Consider the following 21,034-nt stretch of genomic DNA (forward strand, 5'->3'; position numbering starts at 1 on the left):
AAGGGCCTTGGCTTCACAGATATCTGAACCAAAAAGGACGGCCGCACCCTGGATCCAGGGTGCGGCCGTCCTTTTGCATAGCTTAACCGCTAGTGGGAGACTTCGGCCGGGAGCAGCCATGAACGCTCGGCTTCGAAGGCGACCGAAACGAACGTTCCGGCAGCCATAATGTCGCCGGGAAGCGGATCGTAAACCATGGCGGTCATGTTGCCGGCTTCTGTTTCCACGTCGTACTCAATCCATGCTCCGTAGAAAACTGAACTGAGGATCCGCCCGGTCCGGCCAACAACCTCGAGGCCCTCGCCAGGGAGCTTTCGCACTGAAACGGACTCGGGCCGCACCAGCAACACCACGGAAGAATCCGGGGTGATGCCCGAATGTGCCGGAACAACCTGGTCAACGCCGAGGACGCTGACCCGTGCCGTGGCTGTCCCGCCGGTACCGTGCGCAGTGAAACCAGCGACGTCGAGGAAGTTGGCCTGTCCGATGAAATCCGCCACGAAGACCGACGCCGGCCGCCGGTAGACCTCCTCGGGGGGGTGCGAGCTGTTCGATTTTGCCGTGCCGCATGACCACGATCCGGTCCGAGAGACTCATGGCCTCGTCCTGGTCGTGGGTGACGTACACACTGGTGATGCCGAGCTTCTGCTGGAGGCGGCGGATTTCGGTACGCATCTGGACGCGAAGCTTGGCGTCCAGGTTGGAGAGCGGTTCATCGAAGAGCAGGACCTTTGGCTTCATGACCAGTGCCCTGGCCAAGGCCACACGCTGTTGCTGACCACCCGAGAGCTGGTTCGGCGACCGGTCCGCGAATGCCAGAAGACTCATTGATGTCAGGGCGAAGTTGACCTCCTGCTCGATCTGCTTCTTGCCCATCTTCAGGAGTTTCAAGCCATAGGCCACGTTGTCGTACACCGACATGTGCGGGAAAAGGGCGTAGGACTGGAAGACCATGGCCATCGGGCGCTTATCCGGCGTCAACCCGATCATGTCCTCGCCGTCCAGTGTGAGTTCACCGGCGGTCGGGTTTTCGAACCCCGCAATCATCCGCAGGGTGGTCGTTTTGCCGCACCCGGACGGTCCGAGGAGGGTGAGGAACTCCCCTGACTTGATCTGCAGGTTGATATTGTCGACGGCGAGTGGTCCGTTGCCACCACCGTAAGACTTGCTGATCCCGGTCAGTTGGAGCGAGCCGGCCTCGCCGGTGTTGGTGTTGGGGCTGGACTTCGTTTCAAGTGTTGTATTCGTCATAGTGTCCTCGTGGAAGTGTGTGTGAAGCAGCCGGTCTAGCGGGTTCGGGTTTTGGGACGAGGGTCCCGGACCAGGAGATTCATCAGACCGATCACCGAAAGCACGATGACGATCAGAATGGTGCAATAGGCGAAAGCGTTGCCGAAGCGGCCCGCATCCACTTCAGACAGGATCTGCGAAGTCATGATTTTGGTCTGGGGAGTTGTGATGAAAATGATGGGGGAGAGCGTGGTCATGGCCCGGGCAAACGCGTAGGTCAGGCCCGAAAGCAGCGCCGGCCGGATCAGCGGAAGCGTGATGGTGCGGAACGTTGTGATGCCGGAGGCGCCCAGGGAGGTGGAGGCCTCATCGATCGCCGGATCAATCTGTTGTAACGCCGCCACGCCGGAGCGCTGCCCGGAGGGCATGGAACGGATCACATAGACCATAACGATGGCCATGGCGCCGCCGAGGATGGCTCCACCCCCTGCCAAGGCTGGCAGGAGCTGGATGTTCCCGATGATGAATGGTTTGTTGAAGGCCAGGGCGTATCCGATGCCCAGCACGGTTCCGGGAACGGCAAGCCCCAGCATGCCCATAAAGTCCAGCACACCGCGTCCGCGCTTGACCTTCCGGACGATCAGCCAGGCGAGGATCATACCCAGAACGCCGGCAATGGGCGTGGCGATCAACGCGAGGATGGTGGTGGTGAACATAGCGTCAGAACCAATTCCAGCCAGGACGTACTGATAGTTCGCCAGGGTGAAGCTGTTGTTGACGCCCAGGATCTTCGTGAAGGCGCCTATAAAGACAGTGACGTAGATGGTCACGATGAGGGCTGCAATCAGGAGCACGATGGTGAGGAGGGGAATGCGTCCCAGAGGCGAAGAAATCAGGTTGACCCGGCCGGAGGGCTTGCCCGTAACGGACACGACGCTCTTGCGCTCGGCCCAGTAGCGCTGAACGAGGAACACGAGCAGCCCTGGCAGCAGGAGCACCAGGGAGTACGCTGCGCCACCTGCCACGTTGTATTCGCCGGTGATGGCGATGTAGGCGCGGGTTGAAAGGACAGTGAAGTCGCCGCCGATCACCAGCGGGTTGGCAAGGTCTGCGATCGCCTCGACGAACAGCAGCAGGAAGCAGCTGGCAAAGCCGGGGATCAGCATGGGGATGGTCACGCTGCGGAAGATCTTCCATTTGCTCGCGCCGAGGTTTGACGCTGCCTCATCCATCGCCGGGTCCAGGCTGCGCAGCATTCCGAGCAGGTTCATGTACGCCACCGGAAAGAACGACAGGCCCAGCACCACCGTCAGCCCGGTCAGGCCATAGATGTTGTAGTCCAGGCCGAGCAGCTTGTTGCTGATCAGGCCGCTGCGTCCGAAGAGGCTGATGACAGCGGTTGCCACGGCGAACGGTGGCGAGACGATCGGAAGGAGCGCGATCAGGTGCAGGATGCGCTTCCCACGGAACTCCAGCCGGGCCTGCGCGTACGCAAAAGCGAACCCGATGCACGTGCCGACGGCGCCGACTACAAGGCCCAGGGCCACCGTGTTGAGCAGGACGCCGCGGTTGGTGGCGGAGGTGAGGATCTGGCCGAGGGTGTCCCGGCCTTCCGGGCTGAAGGACTGTGTGAGGATCCGGATCAGCGGATAGCCGATCAGGAGAAGGAGAATGCCTACCACCAAGGCGATAACGAGCTTGGTGACGGTGTCGAGTTTACTGAATTTGGCGCCCGCACGTTTGGCGGGAAGAGGGGGAGCGGCCGGCGCTGTTGCCGGTTGCAGGGTGTCAATACTCATGGGAGCTCCTGGCTCGGGCGGCCCGGGGTGCACGGGCCGCCCGCCTTGATGGATCGGATGGTGGGAGTTTCTACTCCTTGGGCTGCGGCGCGATCTCCGCGTCAAACCGTTTGGTGAGCTTCGACTTCTCGGCCGCGGCCAGAGTGAAGTCGTAGTCCACCAGCTTGACCTCGTCGAGGTCTACCATCCGGTCGTCGTGCTTGGCGTCAGGGTTGGTAAGAATCTGGTACGAGCCCACTGTCGGGCCCAGGTCCTGAGCCTCGGCTGTCAGCGCCCAGTCCACATAGGCCTTAGCGGCGGCCGGGTTCTTCGAGTTTTTCACCACACCGACACCGCCCACTTCGTAGCCTGTGCCTTCCTTGGGAAAGGACACCTGCAGGTCCGTCATGCCGGCTTCCTTGTACTTGACGCAGTCGTGGGAGAACACCAGTCCGACGGCGACCTCGCCACGTCCCGCTGTCTGGCCAGGCGCCGTCCCGCTCTTGGAATACTGCAGGACGTTGTTGTGCATCTTGCGCATGTAGTCGAGCCCGGCGTCCTCGTTTCCGTTGTTCAGCGTGACCTGGGTCCAGAGTGTGGTGAACGCTGTGCCTGAGGTGGACGGGTGGGCTGTGGAGACCTGGCCCTTGAGTTTGTTGTCGAGGATGTCGTTCCAAGAGGTGGGGACACCGACTCCCAGCTTTTCCAGGCCTGCCTTGTTGGAGCAGAATCCAAGTGCTCCTACATAAACGCCTGCCCAGTAACCCTCGGCGTCCTTGTACTTGTCTGGAATTACGGAGGCATTCGGGGACTCATACTGCTCCAGCAGGCCCGCCTTCTTTGCCGCACCGTAGCCGTCGGCAGGGCCGCCGTGCCATACGTCGAATTCCGGCGAGTCCTTGCCTGCGTTGAGTCTGGCCACCGTCTCCCCTGAGGAGAGCCGCACGAAACTCGTCTTGACGCCTGTCTTTTCGGTGAAAGCCTCGGTCATGGCCTGGCACCAGTCTTCCATCGCGCCGCACGCGACGGTCAGGTTTCCGCTGAGCTCGCCGCCCGCTGCCGCGGCCTTGGGGCTTGTGTCGACGACGCAGCCGGTCAGGGCCAGCGACGCAGAGGCCACGACGGCGAAGGAGAGCGCGATTTTGCGCTTCATGTCATACCTTTCGTAGGTGAAGCAACGTTGCTTCACGACGTCGGAGCTAACCGCTAAGCGGTTCCTTCCGTGTCGATGTCAAAACCTTAGGCAGCGTCATGGGGCCTTGGAGTGTCGTGACGGTCACACATGGTCACAGCTCTGTGACCTTCAGAATTCCGTCCATAAGGGCAGGTTGTGGCATAGCTTCATTCATTGAAGGGGATCAGCTGATAGCCGTCGCCGCGGACCGCCTTGATGGAGCGCGGATAGCCCTCAGCCGCGAGCCGGTGCCGCAGCCGGTAGATGGCGGTCTTCAACATTTGGCGCCCGCCTGGACCTTCGGTCTGCCGCCAGCCAGCCAAGAGCAGCTCGTCGAAGGGGACGGTGCGTCCGGTGTTTTGGACGAGCCTGGTTAACAACCTCAGTTCCGTGGAGGACAGGTTCAGGTAGCGGCCGTGAACGCTGGCCCTGTCCGCTTCCAGCCGCAGCGGGCCGTGATGGAGCACGGCTTCAGCGGCTCGGGGCCGTGTCCTGCGGACAATTGCCTCGGCGCGCAGGGCCAGCTCCCGGGGATGGAACGGTTTAGTAACGTAGTCGTCGGCCCCGGACTCCAGCCCCGAGACCCGGTCAGAGCTCTCGCCTCGTGCCGTCAGCAGGATAATCGGGACTTCGCTGACCTCGCGGATCCGGCGGCACAGGGCCAAGCCAGAGGAGTGCGGCAACATGACGTCGAGAACCAAGAGGTCCAAAGCTTTTTCCCTGAAGAGGTTCCAGCCGGTCTCCGCATCCCTGGCTGTCACTGTGGTGAAGCCCTGGGTCTCCAACGCAAAGGTGACGATGTCCAGCATCTGGGGTTCGTCGTCGACCACCAGGGCCGTCAGAAGAGGGGCGCTCAAGGGGAAACCTCCAGCCGTACTGCTGTGGGGCCCGCCGGGTGGCTCTCACCGTTCGGCAGGCTGAACATCATGGTGGTGCCGCGCTGGGGGGTCGAGTCAACAAACACTCCACCGCCGTGCATCTGGACGATCTGCCTGGTGATGACGAGGCCAAGGCCTGTGCCGTCCCGTAAAGGCTTCCCGCTCGAAAAGCGCTCGAAAAGCTGTTGGCGCTCGGCCGGGGACATGCCTGCACCGTCGTCGCTGACTGAGACGAGGATCTGCTGGTCGGTGTCGATGATCCGGACTGTTACCAGGGTTGCGTCGTGGGCGTGGATCACCGCGTTGTTGATGAGGTTCGTCAGTGCCTGGCGCATAAGTTCGGCATCTGCCCAGGCCCGCGGCGGTGCCCCCGGGCAGTCCAGCGCTATTGCCAACGTGTGGAGGAGGCGCAGTTCGGAGATGACCTTGGTGGCCAGGGACCTGAAATTCACTCGCTGAAGGTGCAGTTCGAACATGCCGGCATCGATCCGGGCTTGGATCAGCAGGTCCTCCGCCAGGCTGATCACGGAGTGGCAGTTGCTGCTTATGGTCCTGATGAAGCGTTCCTGGCTCGGCGTCAAGGGTCCGGGTGTCCCCTCGGCCAATAAATCGGACGCGCCCTTCATCAGAGCCAACGGAGTCCGGATCTCGTGGCTGACCACGGAGATCTGGTCCGCGTTGCGTTGGGCTGTGGCGCGGAGCCGCTGGATGTCTGCCCTGTCAGCCAGCCACGATCTGGCAAGCAGGAAAAGCCAGAGACCCGTTGCTGCCGCAACGGCTGCAAGGATGACAGTGGCTTCATCACCCGAAGAATCGGCTGCGAGCCCGGCAAGAACCAGGGCGCCCGACCATGTCAGGATCAGCCCGCTGGCACCGAGCTTGTAGGGGCGCAGCAATGAGGTTCTCCATACGGGAACCAACGCCGCCAGGCCGCTCGCCCCCACGAAGTACCACAATGTATTCACCGAACAACTCTAACGAGGAGAACAACCCCAACATCAGAGTCTTGGCGAAGCGCGGCGTCGCATTACCAGCCGCGGGAGCGCCACTCCTCCAGGTGCGGACGTTCGGCGCCCAGGGTAGTGGGCTTGCCGTGGCCCGGGTGGACCACGGTATCGTCCGGGTACACGGCAAACAGCCGCTCTGTGACGTCAGTGATCAGTTGCTTGAACCGCTCAGGATCCTTCTGGGTGTTGCCGACTCCGCCCGGGAAAAGAGAATCGCCCGAGAAGATGTGAGCCGGACCTGCCGGGTCCTCATAGACCAGCGCCACCGAGCCCGGGGTGTGCCCGCGCAGGTGCACGGCCGTCACGTCGAAGCCGTCGAAGTTGCCGACGTCCCCATGGTCCAGCAGCACATCCACGGGCACGGGCAGTTCCGGAGCATCGTCGGTGCCTGCTGCCGTCATGGCTCCGGTGGTTTTCACGAGCTCCGGAAGCGCCCGCACATGATCCCAGTGTTGGTGGGTGGTGGCGATCAGTGTCAGTTTGGGCGCTGCAGCAGTATCGGCCGCCGCATCAGAGAGCAGTTCCAGGATCGCCGGCAAATCATCTGCCGCATCGATCAGCAGTTGAGCACCGGACTCCTTGGCGGTGAGCAGATACACGTTGTTGTCCATCTCGCTGACGGAAATGCGCCGGATGGTGATGTCCCGGAGTGAGTGAATGAGCGTGTCCATGCGTTATTCGCGTCCCTGTGAGACCCAGTTGGGGTCAGCAGACCGGGAGCCGACGACGGCGTCCGCAGCGGCGTCGAGCGTCTCCAGTTGTGATGGGGTGAAGTCGAGCGAAAGCGCTCCCAGGTTCTCGTCGATCCGGTGCGCCTTCCGGGTACCGGGGATCGGCACGACAGGCAGGCCCAGACGCTGGCCGTGGGCGAACAGCCAGGCGAGGGCAACCTGGGCGGCAGTTGCGCCGAGCTCCTCAGCAACAGCCTGCACTGCCGCCACCACCCCTTGGTTAGCTTCAGCTGCGACTTCGGCAAAACGGGGGATCTTGCGGCGGAAGTCAGTCTCGGACAGCTGGGTGGCGTCCACGGTTCCGGTCAGGAATCCACGGCCCAGGGGCGAGTAGGGGACGAAGCCCACACCAAGTTCGGCGGCGGCTGGAACCACGTTCTTTTCCACGTCACGGCTCCAGATGGACCATTCACTCTGGACTGCCGCGATGGGATGGATGTTGTTGGCTTCCCTCAACTCGGCGGCGGTCACCTCAGACAGGCCGAGGTGCAGGACTTTACCCTCGCGCACCAGCTCTGCCATGGCCTCAACGGTTTCCGCAATCGGAACGTTGAGGTCGCGGCGGTGCATGTAGTAGAGGTCGATGGTGTCCGTGCCCAGGCGGCGCAGACTGTTTTCCACTGCTTGCCTGACATAAGCGGTGTCCCCTCGGACACCTGAGTAGCCGCCGGCCGGGTTTCCGACGATGCCGAATTTGGTGGCAAGCTGGACTTCACCCCGCCGCTCAGCCAGCAGTTGCGCGATCAGTTCCTCGTTGCTGCCGCTGCCGTAGACATCCGCGGTGTCAATGAAGCTGACTCCCGCATCCACAGCGTGATGAAGGGTACGCAGGGCATCGCCTTGATCTACCCCTCCGTAAACCGGCGTCAGCGCCATCCCGCCAAATCCCAAGGGGCTGACCTTGAGGCCGTCTCCCAGGTCTACTGATGCTGCAGTCATAGGTCGCTCCGTTTCGTTGCTATGAAGTGGTGTCCCAGCCAAGAACCCCACCGCCGTCCGAGGTATTCCTGTGCCACGAACCGCGATGGCCATCCTGCTCGCCGAAATAGCCGAATGTCGCTCCCTAAAGGCGTTAATTCGGCGAGTGAGGTTACCGAGGTCCTGACGGACTCCCGTTAGTTCGTGCTTGCAGCAGTGTGCCGCGAGCACTTGGAACCCAACCACAAGTAGCTGTCCATTCGGTATTCGTCAATGGTTATTCCATTATCGAAACGCTTCGATTATTCTGGTGACGCACGCCATGTCGCACCTGCAGCAACTGTAGCGGCGCCAGTGCCCGGAACAACCACAAAGGAGTGTACGAGATGCACCGCGCCCGAAGAATCACCGCCCTTTTCGCTGCGGGAGGTTTCACCGCAGCGCTGATGAGCGGGCCAGCAGTTTTGGCAGCCCCGCCCTCAGATCCCGCCCCTGCCCCCGGCTATACATGGACCAATGCTGAAATTGTGGGCGGCGGATTTGTGCCCGGCCTCGTGTACAACGAGACCGAGCCAGGCCTCGCTTATGCGCGGACGGACATCGGTGGCGCCTACCGGTGGGACGAAGGCCTGGAGCGGTGGAAGCCCCTCATGGACTTCGTCGGCTGGGACGATTGGAACCTAACTGGAATCGAAGCGCTTGCGTCAGATCCCGTAGATCCGGACAATCTCTATGTCCTTGCGGGCACTTATACGGGGACGTGGGCCAGCAATGCAGCCCTGTTCCGTTCCGGCGACCGCGGCGACACGTTTGATCGTGTGGACCTACCGTTCAGGGCAGGCGGCAACGAGAACGGCCGCTCCATGGGTGAGCGTCTCATGGTGGACCCAGATGACAACAACAACCTCTACCTGGGCACCCGCAACGACGGGCTCTGGCTCAGTACCGACGCCGGCCGCACCTGGTCCAGGAACGACCCCTTCCCCCGGTTGGGTGATGCAGGTATCGGAATCTCGTTCATAGAATTTGGCTTGCCCACCCCGGGGGCGCCCACCGAGGTCTATGTCGGCGCGGCAGACAAGGCAGGGGGTATCTTCAAGAGCAAGGATGGCGGGCAATCCTGGCAGCAGCTACCGGGCCAGCCCACCGGCTTCTACGCCCACCATGGCCGGCTGGCTCCGGATGGGTTCTTCTATGTCACCTACGGTGACCTGCCGGGGCCGTATGAAATGCACGACGGTGGTGTGTGGCGGTTTGACCCTTCCGGCATGGCTTGGAAGGACATCACCCCGCTTCGTCCCAATACGGGAACCGAAGGAGGCTTCGGCTATGCGGGATTGGCCGTGGACGCTTCCAGGCCAGGCACTGTTATGGCAGCGACGATGGGCCGCTGGGGTCCCGTTGATGACATTTTCCGAAGCGTCGACGGCGGCGAAAACTGGACGTCTATCACTGAGAAGAAGGTGATGGACACGTCGGCATCGCCGTTCCTCAATTGGCACGGCGAGCCCAAGCTTGGCTGGATGATCGGGGCCCTGGAGATCGACCCCTTCAACTCCGACCGTGTCCTTTTCGGCACCGGGGCGACCATTTTTGGAACAGATAACGCCACGGACGCGGAGGATGGTGGGTCCACCACGTGGTCCGTTCGCGCACAGGGACTCGAAGAAACGGCTGTGCTCGATTTAGCAAGCCCCACCTGGGGTGATGCCCCGCTGTACAGCGCCCTTGGAGATATCGGAACCTATCGCCATGACAACCTCTCGGAGGTTCCGGCCAACGGAATGGACCCCAACCCCATCTTCGGCACGTCCACGTCCATCGAATACGCGCCACTTCGCGAAGGATTCCTGGTCCGCTCGGGCTGGGGCGAAAAACGCGGTGCTTACACCCTTGACGGCGGCGATACGTGGCAGCCCTTCCCTGGCGAACCGGTAGGAATCACCGAGCCCGGACATGTTTCACCATCCGCCGACGGCTCAGCAGTGGTGTGGTCCACATCCGGGATGCACGCCTTCCGCACTACCGATCTGGGCAACTCCTGGACACAGGTGCAGGGCCTGCCCAACGGTTTGGAGGTCGTGGCGGACAGAGCGGATGCCGCACTCTTCTTCGCGTTCGACCCCGCAACCGGAACCGCGTATGCCAGCAACGACGGCGGTGCCACGTTCAGCGCAACCCAGACGGGGCTGCCTTCCGGTTCAGGGGTGCTGGAGCCGGTCACAGACCGTGCCGGGAACGTCTGGCTTTCCGCTGCCGGGGGCGGACTCTGGCGATCCACGGACGCAGGGATCTCCTATCAGCAGGTCCTCAGCGGGGTGGGGTCGGCAGACCAGGTTGCCTTCGGTAAGGCGGCGAAGGGCGCGAGCCACATGGCCGTGTACCTGAATGGTGTAGTGGGCGGCACCCGCGGGATTTTCCGCTCCGACGACGCGGGTGCCTCCTGGTTGCGTATCAACGACGACGCCCATCAGTGGGGCTGGACTGGTGCTTGCCTCGCCGCCGATCCTGATCAGTACGGGAGAGTCTTCATCTGCACCAACGGACGCGGCATCCAAGTGGGCGAACTGACGGCTTCCCCGAAACCGGGGAAGGGTAAGGAAGACAACAAGGACAAGAAGGACAAGCCCGGAAAACCGGCCTATTCTGTCCATTCCAACCCCGAGGACTAATGACCTCAGTAGTAGCTGCAGCGCAGGCGGCGTAGTCATCCGTCTGCGCTGCAGCCCTGACTTAGGACCAGCTAATGACCCGGTCTGCAAAAGCCTTCGTTTTTTCAATCAGCTCGGCGTTGGCCTGGTCAGAGCCGCCAGCCCAGGCTTCCGCCGCGCTCCGTTCCTTCCCGAACAGCACGTGACGTTCCACAAGCCGGGACATCCGGACGCTGGCCGGGACCTCAATGAACCAGACCTCGTCCAGTTGTGCCCTGACCTCTCGCCATTGCGGGTGGTCCGCGAGCAGGTAATTTCCCTCGGTGATCACCAGGGGAAGCGCTGCAGGAATGGCGATGGACGCCGCCACGGGTTCGTCAATGGAACGCCGGAAGTCAGGGGCGTAAACCGTCTCTTCATCCCGCCGCCTGAGCCTCTGCAACAGCGAAAGGTAGCCGCCGACGTCGAACGTATCAATGGCGCCTTTGCGCTGCTTCAGAGGGGTGCCGTCAATGATCGCGTTGCCCAAGTGGAAGCCGTCCATCGGGACCACCACGGAGGCTTCGGGACCGAAGGATTCGCGGAGGTAGGCAGCAAACGTTGACTTGCCCACTCCCGGTGACCCTGTGATGCCCAGCAGGGTCCTGTTCCCTGCTTCGATCCGGCGGCGCAGCGTATCCATTGCCTGCTCGATTTCGGGAGAATCCATGGCAAAAGCCTAGTGCTCCGAGTCTGCCGATTTATGCCGCGGCAGCATCTTCAGCCCAGCCGCACAGGCAACGATTCCCGCGATGAACAGCAGTTTGAGCGGACTGGCCGGTTCGACGCCGGTGGCCATCGCCCAGCCAACCGTCAGGGCGGCACCGATTCCCACCCAGACCGCATAAGCCGTCCCGAGCGGAATCTGCTTCACGGCCAGGCCGAGGCCGAGCATGCTCAGGGTTGCAGTGACTGCGAAGACCATGGTGGGCAGGGGCCTGGTGAAGCCGTCGGACAGGCCAAGGGCCGTGGCCCACACGGCTTCAAGGACTGCGGAAGCCAGCAGGACACCCCACGCAATGGCGGATTTCGAGAGCATCACGCCACCACTTTCAGGCCGACCACGCACACGGCGATCCCGCCGAGCAGCAGGAGCCGGGCCGCCGTCGCCCGTTCCACTTTGGTGATGATCGCGTAGGCGCTGGTCAGCACAACTCCCACGCCCACCCACACCGCGTAGGCGGTGCCGGTGGGGATGGATTGCATCGCGATGGCGAGTCCGCCGGTGCTCGCGATGACGGAGGCCAGGAACAGCAGGGCGGGAAGAGTCCGACGGCGGCCAGTGGCTTGGAATGTACGGTGCAGGGCGGCGGCCCAAACGGCCTCAAGCGCACCGGAGAGGATGAGAATTATCCACGACATGACAGATCCTTTGGCCAGTCTTGTCGCGTGCCGGGTACTGAACCGTCGTCCGGAGGGTCCGGTGCGGACCCTTCAGGCCAGCCTAGCAACGCCCGACGCCGGCGGGCTACTTATGGTGGCCAACCTCACCTCCCGCGCCGTGTCACCCAACTAGGTAGCAGTTGACGTTGTTTTGAGGCTCCAAAACAGCATCTACTGCTACCTAGTTGGGGGACTTACTTGGGTGGGAGGCCCTGACAGGGAGGCCCTGACAGGGAGGCCCTAGAGCGTGCCCCCTGCCGCTTCCGGCGCCGAGGAGTCGTGCCCGCTGTCACCGACGGTTTCCCTGGCGATGAAGTTCTCGATGTCGAAGAGATTGTCCGCCCGCTGGGCAATGTTCAGGAGCGTGGTCATGGACGCCACTTCCTCCACCTGCTCCTTGAGGAACCAGAGCATAAACTGCTCCCCGAGGGCGTCGTCCTCCGCGCGGGCAGCGCGGAACATGTCTTCGATGTTCTTGGTGACTTCCTTCTCCTGCTTCAGCGCGAGCGCCAAAGGCTCGGTCACGGAAGTGAAATCATTACGGACCGCAGGAATGCCGGGAATGTTCACGGGAAGGTCCCGGTCCAGCATGTACTGCACCATCATCATGGCGTGATTCCGTTCCTCAACGGATTGCCTGTAGAAGTACTTGGCAAGTTGGGGCAGATCCTGGTTCGCAAACCATGTGGCCACGGCAATGTATTGCTGGGAGGCCGAGAATTCGTTGCCTACTTGAGTGCTCAGCAGTTCGTTGAAAGATGCTTTTCTCATGGACCGAGTCTAGGGTTTGTTCAACTGAACTAGCCAGACCAACCCTTCAGTCTGCGGCCGCGGCGGGATCCACCCTGTCGATGGACACTACGGCCAGGAAACCGCGGCCAAGGATTTCCGGCGTTTCGGTATCCGAACCGACCACGGCGTCGTAGCGGCCCAGGGGCTCCGGCCCGCCGTCGGAAGCTGTAGCGGGTGAGGTGCCCGATGAAGCCGTGCCGCCGGGACTGACGGTCGCCTGGCCCTGTAGCAGGACGCCGAGTTGGCCGCCGAAAACAGGGTGGGCGCGTTTCTTGGACAGCTCGATGATTGAGGTGTAACCCTTGAATGATCCCTTGCGGGTCACCACGTTGAGGGCCTGGACGTTACCCGTGGGGAGGGTGGCCGAGGAGAGAGCGTCGCCGGAAAACCGGAAAGGCCGGTGCTTCTCCAAGGGCTGCTCTGCACCGTCCACGTTGAGTAGCAGCAGTTCCCCTTCGATCACAGTCAGTACGCGGTCCGTGCCCACAAAGGGAGAGAAGGGTCCCGCCTTGGAAATTTCGGCGATGCTCACGCGCCAGTCCCAGGCTCCATCCTGGGCGGAGGCGGCCTCCGGGTGACTGGCGAGCTCCCTGGTCACCCCGCCGCCGTTGCGCCACGGTTGGGGTTTCAGCTCGGAATAGCGGATGATCTCCATCCGCCCAGCCTAACGGGACAGGGCCAGCCCAACGGGACAGGCCGGAAGCAAATGTCACTCCAAGGCCGGGCCGCACCTTCAGTCGACGGAGTCGAACCAGTGGACCACGCTGTTGCCGCCATAAGCGCGGGCCAGGGTTTCCTGCAGCCCTTCTGCCTGCTGTGCGGCGAGGTCAAGCTCCGCCACGGAGGTCATGATCCCGAGGGCGCTTTCCTCGTGCCCTTCGGCGTAGTGGACACCGGAAGAAGTGGAACGATGCCACTCGGCGAGCTGCCGGAGGGTCTGTTCAATGGCCCGCTGGGTCTCGAGAAGCTCTCCCAAGACCACGTAACTGTCGGAGGGCCGGCTCAGGGTCCTCGTGGAGTGCGCCAGCTGGCCGGCGGCTTCCGCCATCCGCTGCGCGGACCGGCGCGGATCATCTGTTTCGGTCACGGTGACTTCCTCTCCACAGGATGGGTGCCGCTTAGGGTTCATTGTGCACCATGGGTGACCTGCTGCCACCGATTGCTTGCTAACGTCAGATGAGCAAGAGAATTGAAGGAGCCCGATGTTCGTCAAAGTTTGTGGACTCAGTACCCCGGAATCGGTCCAGGCGGCCGTCGCCGCCGGTGCAGACGCCGTGGGCTTTGTCCTCACCGCCAGCCCGCGGGAAGTGTCTCCGGCCCGGGCGCTGGACCTGCTGGCGCATGTTCCAGACGGTGTTCATGCTGTGGGCGTCTTCAGGCACGAGCCTGTGGACCAGGCGATCGGTCTGGCCCGCCAGGCAGGCCTGGAGTGGATCCAGCTTCACGGGGAACGGACTCCGGTGGACGTCAAAACGGCGCACGACGCCGGGATCAAGGTTATCCGGGCCGTCACTGTGGGTGCCGCTCCGGACGCGTTCACCGATTGGGGTGAGGAACTGCTGCTGATCGACGCGGCGGTACCTGGCTCCGGCGAGGCCTGGGACTACGCATCCGTCCTCACCAAGGGCCTCGGAGACCGGGTGTGGCTGCTCGCGGGGGGACTGGACCCGCTGAACGTGGCCAGTGCGGCGAAAGAGGCAGGTGCGCCGGGAGTGGATGTCTCCTCCGGCGTCGAAAGTTCCAGGGGTGTTAAGGATCTGGCCAAGGTCACGGCTTTTGTCAGGGCGGCCAAAGGCTAGTACGCGCCTCCGCTGGCGGGAATGAGACTGCCGCCCGCTTTGTTGCCGTTCCCATGAAGCGCATTGGATTTCTCTCCTTCGGCCACTGGGGAAATATTGAGGGCTCACACACCCGGACCGCGCGCGACGCCTTGCTCCAGGGCATAGAACTCGCGGTCGCCGCAGAGGAACTGGGAGTGAACGGGGCCTTTTTCCGGGTCCACCACTTCGCCCGCCAGCTGGCTTCACCGTTCCCGCTTCTTGCCGCGGTCGCTGCCCGGACCAGCCGGATCGAGATGGGCACGGCCGTCATAGATATGCGCTACGAAAACCCGCTGTACATGGCAGAGGAGGCAGCCGCCACGGACCTGATCAGTGGAGGACGCCTGCAGCTCGGCATCAGCCGTGGTTCGCCCGAACCGGCCCGAGACGGCGCGGCTGTTTTTGGCCATGTCCCGGCCGAGGGTGAAAATGCCGCTGAGATGGCCCGCCGCCATGCAGCAGCCTTCCGGCAGGCAGTAACGGGAGCCGGAGTTGCCGAAGCCGACCCGCGCTACGCCGGAGGGGCCACCGGGCTGTTGCCCGTCCAGCCGAATTCCCCCGGCCTCGGCGAGCGCATCTGGTGGGGCGCCGGAACGAGGGCAACGGCGGTCTGGACTGCAGAGCAGGGGATGAACCTTATGAGTTCCACGCTGCTGACCGAGGATACCGGTGTGCCGTTCGACGAACTCCAGGCCGAGCAAATCAGCATGTTCAGGAAGGCGTGGGCGGATGCCGGGCACGGGCATGAGCCGAGGGTCTCCGTGAGCAGGAGCGTGCTGCCCCTGGTGGATGACGAGGACCGGCGATACTTCGGGCTCAGCGCTTTGCGGGAAACGCGGGACCAGGTGGGCATCATCGACGGGTTCACGGCACGGTTCGGCAAGAGCTATGTGGGGGAGCCGGATGTGCTTGCCGAGCAACTCGCTGCCGATTCCGCAGTCCAGGCCGCTGACACTCTGCTGCTCACAGTCCCCAACCAGCTGGGGGTCGACTTCAACGCCAAGCTTCTGGGCAACATCGCCACCCACATAGCACCAGCAATCGGCTGGAAGCCCAACGTTTCAGGTTAGGGTCGGGCAGCAAGTCCCGGCTGAGGCGGATTCTGCAGGCTGGGGGCCGCCCACTCCTGGCGCTGAAAGGCGGCCAGGGCGGGCGGCTCAGGCGGTGTGCTCAGGCGAGGTGATCAGGCGTGCGCAAGGACCGGGTAATCGGTGTACCCAACTGCGCCGCCGCCGTAGAGAGTGGTGGGGTCCACCTCGTTGAGTGGAGCATCCGCACGCAGACGCTCCACGACGTCGGGGTTGGCCAGCGCGAAACGGCCCAGCGGGGCAATGTCAGCAAAGCCTGCATCGATGTCACCGGCGATCTGTTCGCGGGTTCGCCCGTAGCGGAGCACAAGCACCGCCGTCGGCCACATGTCCCTGAGTGAGCGGAGCAGTTCGTCGTCGCCCACGTGGTGAAGGTGCAGGTAAGCCAGGTTCAGGGTGGCGAGCTCTCCCACCAGGTGCCGGTACTGAGCACGGACACTCTGGGTGTCGCCTTCGTCGAGTCCGCCCAGCGGCATGGCAGGGGAGAGGCGGATGCCAACCCTGTCCGCCCCGATTTCATCGGCTAGGGCGTGCGCGAGCTCGATCACGAACCGGGACCGGTTCTCCACGGACCCGCCGTAGGAGTCGGTGCGGTGATTGGCGTTGGGGGAGAGGAACTGGTGCAACAGGTAGCCGTTTGCGCCATGGATTTCGACTCCATCGGCGCCGGCCGCGATTGCAGACGCTGCGGCGTGACGGAATTCGGAGATGGTGGCCTGGATGTCCTCAGTGCTCAGCTCGCGTGGGGTCGCCGTCTTTTGCGGGCCGGTTGGCGTGAATATTTCCTGGTCGGCGGAGATCGCCGAGGGCGCCACGGGCTGACGGTGATGCGGAGTATTGTCCGGGTGAGACATCCGGCCCACGTGCATCAGCTGGATGAATACAGCGCCACCACCCGCGTGCACTGCATTAGTGATCTTTCGCCAGCCCTCGATCTGCTCAGGGGTGTGGATCCCCGGCGTGTTCATGTAGCCCTGCCCATCCTCCGACGGCTGCGTGCCCTCGGTAATGATCAATCCCAGGGAGGCTCGCTGCCCGTAGTAGTCAGCGGCGAGGTCACCGAGCGTTCCATCCGCGTTGGCGCGGCTTCGGGTCATTGGTGCCAGTGCCAGCCGGTGGGGGAGGTCCACGCGACCGAGGGTGAATGGTTGCCAGAGGGAGGACAAGGTCATGGGAGTTGGTCCTTTGCAGTCGAGAGGTTATGAGCATCACCCAAGTAGTGACTATGCTCATAACTGACTGCAATCAGATTCTATTCCCGAAGGATCCGACGCCCTCTAACGTCTCACTTGCCGTCCCACGGTGAGGCTCAGGAGTCCGACAGGCTCTTCACCGCGGATGCCAGGATCTGGATCGCTTCCTCGTATCGCTCCGGCTGCGGACCGGAGTAGTTCAGGCGGATGAACTGCCCGGAGGGTTCCTCTGGGAACCATTCCGGACCCGGCGAGATCAGCAGGCCCTGGGCTTCGCAGCGCTGGGCCAGTTGCAGCGTATCCACCGAATCGGGGAGCTGGAGCCAAAGGTTCATTCCCCCTTTGGGTATGCGGGTGATTGTTTCCTTGCCAAGGTATTTGGTGACTAGGGCCGCGAGGTCGTCACGGCGCTGACGCAACTCCCTGATCCGTTGCTTGTTGTGGGAGTGCCAGCCCGGCTGGGTCACAACGTCAAGAGCTGCTGACTGAAGGAACCCGCTGACGTAGAGGTGGTCAACCGTCCTGTCGGTTTGGATTCGCTGCATGGCGGGGCCTTTTGCGATGATGGCCGCGACCCGGATTGATGGCGACACGCTTTTGCTGAGAGAACGCACGTACACCACGTGGCCATCTGCGTCGTCGGCGGCCAGCGGTTTGGGGGTCGAGTCGAGGGCGAAGTCGTGGGCCCAGTCATCCTCGACAAGAAATGCGCCGGTGTCCCGCATGACCTCCATGACTGCCTCGGACTCGGCTTCTGTCCACTGGTATCCGGTGGGATTGTGGAAATGGGGCTGGGCATAGAACACTTTTGCGCCGCTGGAGCTGAGGGCTGCCCTAAGGCTTTCGGGGTCGGGAGCGGCGGAACCGCTGGAGGCGATGGGGATGATGCGCAGCCCTGCCTGCCGGGCGGCGGCAATTGCTCCCCAATAGGTAGGCGATTCCATGACAATCGCTCCCCCGCGGGCCGTGAGCGCCCGGAAGATGGACGAGAGTGCACTTTGCCCACCGGGGGTGATAACGACGTCGTTCTTGTCCGGCGCCGGCCCACCCCTCCGGGAACCCGCGGCCAACTCGTTGGCGAACCATCTCCGGAGCTCGGGAAGACCTGCTGCCGGAGGTCGTACCTCAATGGCATCGGAGCGGCTGGATCTGATGAGGGCCGCCCGAAGCAGGCGCAACGGCACAAGCTCCGAGGTTGGATAGCCGGTGTGCAGGGCTATGGCGCCATCGGGGAGCGAGGACATGATGGAACCAAACTGTGAGGTTCTGTGGGCAGGTCCCAGGGCCGTGGTCTGCCAGCTGAAGTCTGACTTCCCTTTTGGCCGCTGGGCGGCAACGAAGTTGCCCGACCCTGGCCGGGTTTCGATCAATCCCTCACTCACCAGATTCTGAACCGCGCTTTGTACCGTTACCGGGCTCACGGAGAGCTCGGCAACGAGGCTCCTGGTCGAAGGCAGTTTCGTTCCAGGCCGCAGGCCGCCAGACAGCTGCCGCAGATACTCTGTTGTCCGCCTGCTGCTACTGCTATCGTGGTTCATGAAAGACAACAATAGCGCTACTGTCCCAGTGAAGAAAGCGCTACTCCCCGGCCCGGCCTCTTCAGCGCCGAATCTCCGCGCGCCTTCCCCGGCCATAAATCCCGGCATCGCCGCACATCACTCCGCCCAAAAGGCGCAAGGACAAGCAGTTGCGCCTGAAAACAGCACCTTCTCACCTAAGCGGAACCGGCATCCGATCCCGTCCTCACCCTCCAAGAAAGCGAGTTTGAAATGTTGCTGATAGTCGCCGTCGTCGTCCTGCTGGTCCTTGTTCCTACGGCCGTTCTTGTCTCTCTTGTGCGGAAGGACGGGCACGGCACGCTGCCTCCGGAGCCAGCCCATCACCCGTGGACTGCGGGCGATCTCCCCAGCGAGCCCTACTCCTCGGGACGCCGCCCTTGACTACCCCCGCACACTCCCTAGAACCAGAGAGATTGGATCATTCCAGCGGCGGCCATGAGCACCAATCCGCCGAATGCGACCAGGGAGACTATGCTGGCGACCTTTGACGTGCCTTCGAATCTGCGAAGCTCGTCGTCCCTCCGGAAGGCGAACACCACCGAGAACGCAGCCATCACGGCCAAGAGAGGCATCGAGAGGATAAGAATGATTGTGAAACCCAGCCTGTCCCATCCGGCGGCAGTCACGGACAGGAGCCAGAGGGACCCGCCGATGACGAATGGCAGGACAGCCAGGATGAGCGCCCGGTACCTGATCCACTCCCACATGACAGGATCCCCCTAAAAGTATTGAGTTGAATGCTAGCGGCTGGGATTGTGTCGCGATTAGCATGCACAGTGGGAGCACCCCATTGACGGCGCATCGTTGGTTGGGGCCGCCGCTCCCGGCCAACCCGGCACGAAGGAGACAGCAATGACACTTCCAGAAGGACTGACTCCAGGCATCTGGACTCTTGATCCCTCCCACAGCGAGGTCGGCTTCACGGTCCGCCATGCCGGGATCAGCAAGGTGCGCGGCCGCTTCACGGATGTCACAGCAGAAGCCCATGTGGGCGATTCCCTGGCGCACTCCAGCCTGAATGCCACCGTAAAAACTGCCAGCTTCGATTCCGGCGACGCCAACCGGGATGCGCACGTGCGCGGACCCGAGTTCTTCGACGTCGAGAAATATCCGGAGATGACTTTTCATGCCACCGGCATAGAGGGCGACGGCGAGGACTACACCCTCACGGGCGACCTCACCATCCGCGGTGTCACCAAGCCTGTGGAGTTGGAGGTCGAGTTCACGGGTATAGCCGTTGACCCGTTCGGTGCCACCCGCGCAGGGTTCAGTGCCGAGGCCGAAATCAGCCGCAAGGAATTCGGGCTGACGTGGAATGCGGTGCTTGAGACGGGTGGGCTGCTGGTCAGCGACAAAGTCAAGATCACCGTGGACGCTGCAATGGTGAAGCAGGCCGCATGAAAACACTCCTGAACATCATCTGGTTGCTTTTTGGCGGCCTGTGGTTGGCGCTTGGCTATTTCCTCGCCGGCATTATCTGCTGTGTGCTGATCATTACGATTCCCTGGGGCATCGCCTCGTTCCGGATCGCCGCGTACACACTGTGGCCTTTCGGCCGGATGGTGGTGGACAAACCCGGCGGCAACGGAGTGTTTGCGCTCTTCGGCAACGTTATCTGGCTGGTGGTGGCGGGCATCTGGATCGCGATCGGGCACGTGGTGACCGCGATAGCCATGGCCGTCACTATCATCGGCATCCCGCTGGCCATTGCCAACCTTAAGCTCATTCCAGTCTCGCTCATGCCGCTGGGGAAGCAGATCGTGCCGACGGACCGGCCATTCGTGCAAAGCTACCGGTACTGGGGCCCACGGACACCGAAACGGTGAGCATGAGAATTGCCACCTATTAGAGCAGATCGGCTGAACACCGGGTCCCCAGCCTCTAGAAAGAAGGCGCGTGACTTCTACGCGACGCTATACCTGTTGATCGCAGCGACGAGTAGGTAGATGTCCCGGTTCTAGGGAAGTGGGACGTGGCTGCTTCGCTTCCCCGGCACTTGGATAAGGCGGTTCAGATCCGGTAGGGGCGGCTACTTGGGTGTTGCGGATACCGGCCCTGCACCATTACAGATTTGAGCTGCTGAATGTTGATATGAGCGCACTAAAGGCGTATGCCCACAGGAGAACCGCCAGAATGAGGGCTCCCAAAGCAACTGGCCAAGCCAACTGGCGCAGTACCAGGCGAATCAGACCCCAAACCGTTCCAATGACCACAACGACAATTCCCGCAATGACGCCAAGCGCCAGCTGGTGTCTAACCACCGCACACCCATCAGGCCGACAGGTATCAAGAAAGAAAAGACCACTGAAGCTGTATAAGCAGGCACCGGCCGCGGCGCAACCGGAGAGAACATAAATGGTGATGGTGGCTGCGATATCCCATCGCCGAGCCCGACGGGGGGATGGTGCGGGATAGATTCTGAGTTGTTGAGTGTAGCTACCCATGGATAATTCTCGCCGTCATTTCGGTCAAGAGGCTGATGCTGGCCATAATACACCACCGAATGGATAAACTGATCAAAAGCTGAATGGCCAGAAATCGCTGGAAGAATACGGTTTGGCCATTGTGGCTAAGGAGCGAGGTGCTCCGGGTTCCACCAAATCTGGGCTGCCAGCACGCCCCTGGACATGGCCTTCTTGGTTTCGGATTCCCGGCGGAGTCCCGCCGAATCTGTGTGTCCTGTTACCAAGGAAGTGGCACGAGGAGAATTGGGCCCCTCGCGACCTATCGCTGGCTAGCGGTGTGTGCTTTGGTTCAGATAGGTGGACGAGGACTGAAGCTACAGGCCCAGGG

At 62.5% G+C, this 21,034-nt stretch carries 23 protein-coding genes and 1 riboswitch; of the genes, 6 read left to right on the forward strand and 17 right to left on the reverse strand.

The window, feature by feature from the left end:
• Positions 1-89 precede the first annotated feature (89 nt).
• The 8 genes from MU551_RS23460 to MU551_RS02630 all read right to left on the reverse strand — a co-directional run bounded on the left by MU551_RS23460 (position 90) and on the right by MU551_RS02630 (position 7,737).
• Positions 90-500 (reverse strand): TOBE domain-containing protein, encoded by a 411-nt coding sequence (locus tag MU551_RS23460; protein ID WP_247040593.1) that lies wholly within the window; start codon positions 498-500, stop codon positions 90-92.
• Complete coding sequence (locus MU551_RS02600) at positions 397-1,251, reverse strand: ABC transporter ATP-binding protein (protein WP_247040594.1); 855 nt, start codon at positions 1,249-1,251, stop codon at positions 397-399. The genes MU551_RS23460 and MU551_RS02600 overlap by 104 nt, the downstream gene beginning before the upstream one ends.
• Positions 1,252-1,286: 35 nt before the next feature.
• On the reverse strand, positions 1,287-3,029 hold the full coding sequence (locus MU551_RS02605; protein ID WP_247040595.1) for an ABC transporter permease: 1,743 nt from the start codon (positions 3,027-3,029) through the stop codon (positions 1,287-1,289).
• 70 nt (positions 3,030-3,099) lie between these two features.
• On the reverse strand, positions 3,100-4,161 hold the full coding sequence (locus MU551_RS02610; RefSeq protein ID WP_247040596.1) for an ABC transporter substrate-binding protein: 1,062 nt from the start codon (positions 4,159-4,161) through the stop codon (positions 3,100-3,102).
• Between the two features lie 188 nt (positions 4,162-4,349).
• Positions 4,350-5,039: a response regulator gene (locus MU551_RS02615; RefSeq protein ID WP_247040597.1), complete on the reverse strand. Its 690-nt coding sequence runs from the start codon at positions 5,037-5,039 to the stop codon at positions 4,350-4,352.
• Positions 5,036-6,025 carry a sensor histidine kinase gene (locus tag MU551_RS02620; protein WP_247040598.1) on the reverse strand — a complete coding sequence of 330 codons (990 nt, stop codon included), beginning with the start codon at positions 6,023-6,025 and terminating at the stop codon, positions 5,036-5,038. Before MU551_RS02620 ends, MU551_RS02615 begins: the two co-directional genes overlap by 4 nt.
• 62 nt (positions 6,026-6,087) lie before the next feature.
• Positions 6,088-6,738, reverse strand: coding sequence for an MBL fold metallo-hydrolase (locus MU551_RS02625; protein ID WP_247040599.1), 651 nt, complete (start codon positions 6,736-6,738; stop codon positions 6,088-6,090).
• Between the two features lie 3 nt (positions 6,739-6,741).
• On the reverse strand, positions 6,742-7,737 hold the full coding sequence (locus MU551_RS02630; protein ID WP_247040600.1) for an aldo/keto reductase: 996 nt from the start codon (positions 7,735-7,737) through the stop codon (positions 6,742-6,744).
• A 365-nt stretch (positions 7,738-8,102) separates the two neighbouring features.
• Here MU551_RS02630 and MU551_RS02635 point away from each other — a divergent pair, with 365 nt between their 5' ends.
• Positions 8,103-10,388, forward strand: a complete 2,286-nt coding sequence (locus MU551_RS02635; protein ID WP_247040601.1) for a WD40/YVTN/BNR-like repeat-containing protein — start codon at positions 8,103-8,105, stop codon at positions 10,386-10,388.
• Between the two features lie 61 nt (positions 10,389-10,449).
• Here MU551_RS02635 and MU551_RS02640 read toward each other — a convergent pair whose 3' ends face one another.
• From MU551_RS02640 to MU551_RS02665, 6 genes are all read right to left on the reverse strand, one after another.
• Positions 10,450-11,076, reverse strand: coding sequence for a nucleoside/nucleotide kinase family protein (locus tag MU551_RS02640; RefSeq protein WP_247040602.1), 627 nt, complete (start codon positions 11,074-11,076; stop codon positions 10,450-10,452).
• Positions 11,077-11,085: 9 nt separating this feature from the next.
• Positions 11,086-11,445 (reverse strand): DMT family transporter, encoded by a 360-nt coding sequence (locus MU551_RS02645; RefSeq protein WP_247040603.1) that lies wholly within the window; start codon positions 11,443-11,445, stop codon positions 11,086-11,088.
• The gene (locus MU551_RS02650; protein WP_247040604.1) at positions 11,445-11,768 is read right to left on the reverse strand and encodes a DMT family transporter; all 324 of its coding nucleotides are present in this window, start codon (positions 11,766-11,768) and stop codon (positions 11,445-11,447) included. Before MU551_RS02650 ends, MU551_RS02645 begins: the two co-directional genes overlap by 1 nt.
• 9 nt (positions 11,769-11,777) lie before the next feature.
• A riboswitch (guanidine-III (ykkC-III) riboswitch) is annotated at positions 11,778-11,843 on the reverse strand.
• A gap of 186 nt (positions 11,844-12,029) precedes the next feature.
• Positions 12,030-12,560, reverse strand: coding sequence for a ferritin (locus tag MU551_RS02655; protein ID WP_247040605.1), 531 nt, complete (start codon positions 12,558-12,560; stop codon positions 12,030-12,032).
• Positions 12,561-12,606: 46 nt separating this feature from the next.
• Positions 12,607-13,236, reverse strand: coding sequence for a HutD/Ves family protein (locus MU551_RS02660; RefSeq protein ID WP_247040606.1), 630 nt, complete (start codon positions 13,234-13,236; stop codon positions 12,607-12,609).
• Positions 13,237-13,314: 78 nt separating this feature from the next.
• The gene (locus MU551_RS02665; RefSeq protein WP_247040607.1) at positions 13,315-13,668 is read right to left on the reverse strand and encodes a hypothetical protein; all 354 of its coding nucleotides are present in this window, start codon (positions 13,666-13,668) and stop codon (positions 13,315-13,317) included.
• A 115-nt stretch (positions 13,669-13,783) separates the two neighbouring features.
• Here MU551_RS02665 and MU551_RS02670 point away from each other — a divergent pair, with 115 nt between their 5' ends.
• Complete coding sequence (locus MU551_RS02670; protein WP_247040608.1) at positions 13,784-14,380, forward strand: phosphoribosylanthranilate isomerase; 597 nt, start codon at positions 13,784-13,786, stop codon at positions 14,378-14,380.
• A 53-nt stretch (positions 14,381-14,433) separates the two neighbouring features.
• The gene (locus tag MU551_RS02675; RefSeq protein WP_247040609.1) at positions 14,434-15,471 is read left to right on the forward strand and encodes an LLM class flavin-dependent oxidoreductase; all 1,038 of its coding nucleotides are present in this window, start codon (positions 14,434-14,436) and stop codon (positions 15,469-15,471) included.
• 113 nt (positions 15,472-15,584) lie between these two features.
• Here the strand turns inward: MU551_RS02675 and MU551_RS02680 are convergent, their stop codons facing one another.
• Positions 15,585-16,661, reverse strand: a complete 1,077-nt coding sequence (locus MU551_RS02680) for an alkene reductase (RefSeq protein ID WP_247040610.1) — start codon at positions 16,659-16,661, stop codon at positions 15,585-15,587.
• 137 nt (positions 16,662-16,798) lie between these two features.
• Complete coding sequence (locus tag MU551_RS02685; RefSeq protein WP_247040611.1) at positions 16,799-18,220, reverse strand: aminotransferase-like domain-containing protein; 1,422 nt, start codon at positions 18,218-18,220, stop codon at positions 16,799-16,801.
• A gap of 231 nt (positions 18,221-18,451) precedes the next feature.
• Between MU551_RS02685 and MU551_RS02690 the strand changes: the two genes are divergently transcribed.
• Positions 18,452-18,622 carry a hypothetical protein gene (locus MU551_RS02690; protein WP_247040612.1) on the forward strand — a complete coding sequence of 57 codons (171 nt, stop codon included), beginning with the start codon at positions 18,452-18,454 and terminating at the stop codon, positions 18,620-18,622.
• A gap of 17 nt (positions 18,623-18,639) precedes the next feature.
• On the opposite strand, the gene MU551_RS02695 is transcribed toward MU551_RS02690, so the two are convergent.
• Positions 18,640-18,948: a hypothetical protein gene (locus tag MU551_RS02695; protein ID WP_247040613.1), complete on the reverse strand. Its 309-nt coding sequence runs from the start codon at positions 18,946-18,948 to the stop codon at positions 18,640-18,642.
• Between the two features lie 145 nt (positions 18,949-19,093).
• Here MU551_RS02695 and MU551_RS02700 point away from each other — a divergent pair, with 145 nt between their 5' ends.
• Both MU551_RS02700 and MU551_RS02705 read left to right on the forward strand, forming a co-directional pair.
• On the forward strand, positions 19,094-19,642 hold the full coding sequence (locus tag MU551_RS02700; protein WP_247040614.1) for a YceI family protein: 549 nt from the start codon (positions 19,094-19,096) through the stop codon (positions 19,640-19,642).
• Positions 19,639-20,067, forward strand: coding sequence for a YccF domain-containing protein (locus MU551_RS02705; protein WP_247040615.1), 429 nt, complete (start codon positions 19,639-19,641; stop codon positions 20,065-20,067). Before MU551_RS02700 ends, MU551_RS02705 begins: the two co-directional genes overlap by 4 nt.
• Positions 20,068-21,034 lie beyond the last annotated feature (967 nt).

The sequence above is a fragment of the Arthrobacter rhizosphaerae genome, assembly GCF_023062595.1.
Lineage (GTDB): Bacteria > Actinomycetota > Actinomycetes > Actinomycetales > Micrococcaceae > Arthrobacter > Arthrobacter rhizosphaerae.

What these genes read in the sequence shown, in the direction of transcription:
- MU551_RS02685 (WP_247040611.1), bottom strand. Translation starts at nt 18,220, where the DNA reads ATGAACCACGATAGCAGTAGCAGCAGGCGGACAACAGAGTATCTGCGG.
- MU551_RS02635 (WP_247040601.1), top strand. Translation starts at nt 8,103, where the DNA reads ATGCACCGCGCCCGAAGAATCACCGCCCTTTTCGCTGCGGGAGGTTTC.
- MU551_RS02695 (WP_247040613.1), bottom strand. Translation starts at nt 18,948, where the DNA reads ATGTGGGAGTGGATCAGGTACCGGGCGCTCATCCTGGCTGTCCTGCCA.
- MU551_RS02675 (WP_247040609.1), top strand. Translation starts at nt 14,434, where the DNA reads ATGAAGCGCATTGGATTTCTCTCCTTCGGCCACTGGGGAAATATTGAG.
- MU551_RS02690 (WP_247040612.1), top strand. Translation starts at nt 18,452, where the DNA reads ATGTTGCTGATAGTCGCCGTCGTCGTCCTGCTGGTCCTTGTTCCTACG.
- MU551_RS02700 (WP_247040614.1), top strand. Translation starts at nt 19,094, where the DNA reads ATGACACTTCCAGAAGGACTGACTCCAGGCATCTGGACTCTTGATCCC.
- MU551_RS02680 (WP_247040610.1), bottom strand. Translation starts at nt 16,661, where the DNA reads ATGACCTTGTCCTCCCTCTGGCAACCATTCACCCTCGGTCGCGTGGAC.
- MU551_RS02640 (WP_247040602.1), bottom strand. Translation starts at nt 11,076, where the DNA reads ATGGATTCTCCCGAAATCGAGCAGGCAATGGATACGCTGCGCCGCCGG.
- MU551_RS02645 (WP_247040603.1), bottom strand. Translation starts at nt 11,445, where the DNA reads ATGCTCTCGAAATCCGCCATTGCGTGGGGTGTCCTGCTGGCTTCCGCA.
- MU551_RS02650 (WP_247040604.1), bottom strand. Translation starts at nt 11,768, where the DNA reads ATGTCGTGGATAATTCTCATCCTCTCCGGTGCGCTTGAGGCCGTTTGG.
- MU551_RS02630 (WP_247040600.1), bottom strand. Translation starts at nt 7,737, where the DNA reads ATGACTGCAGCATCAGTAGACCTGGGAGACGGCCTCAAGGTCAGCCCC.
- MU551_RS02600 (WP_247040594.1), bottom strand. Translation starts at nt 1,251, where the DNA reads ATGACGAATACAACACTTGAAACGAAGTCCAGCCCCAACACCAACACC.
- MU551_RS02670 (WP_247040608.1), top strand. Translation starts at nt 13,784, where the DNA reads ATGTTCGTCAAAGTTTGTGGACTCAGTACCCCGGAATCGGTCCAGGCG.
- MU551_RS02655 (WP_247040605.1), bottom strand. Translation starts at nt 12,560, where the DNA reads ATGAGAAAAGCATCTTTCAACGAACTGCTGAGCACTCAAGTAGGCAAC.
- MU551_RS02660 (WP_247040606.1), bottom strand. Translation starts at nt 13,236, where the DNA reads ATGGAGATCATCCGCTATTCCGAGCTGAAACCCCAACCGTGGCGCAAC.
- MU551_RS02705 (WP_247040615.1), top strand. Translation starts at nt 19,639, where the DNA reads ATGAAAACACTCCTGAACATCATCTGGTTGCTTTTTGGCGGCCTGTGG.
- MU551_RS02610 (WP_247040596.1), bottom strand. Translation starts at nt 4,161, where the DNA reads ATGAAGCGCAAAATCGCGCTCTCCTTCGCCGTCGTGGCCTCTGCGTCG.
- MU551_RS02605 (WP_247040595.1), bottom strand. Translation starts at nt 3,029, where the DNA reads ATGAGTATTGACACCCTGCAACCGGCAACAGCGCCGGCCGCTCCCCCT.
- MU551_RS02625 (WP_247040599.1), bottom strand. Translation starts at nt 6,738, where the DNA reads ATGGACACGCTCATTCACTCACTCCGGGACATCACCATCCGGCGCATT.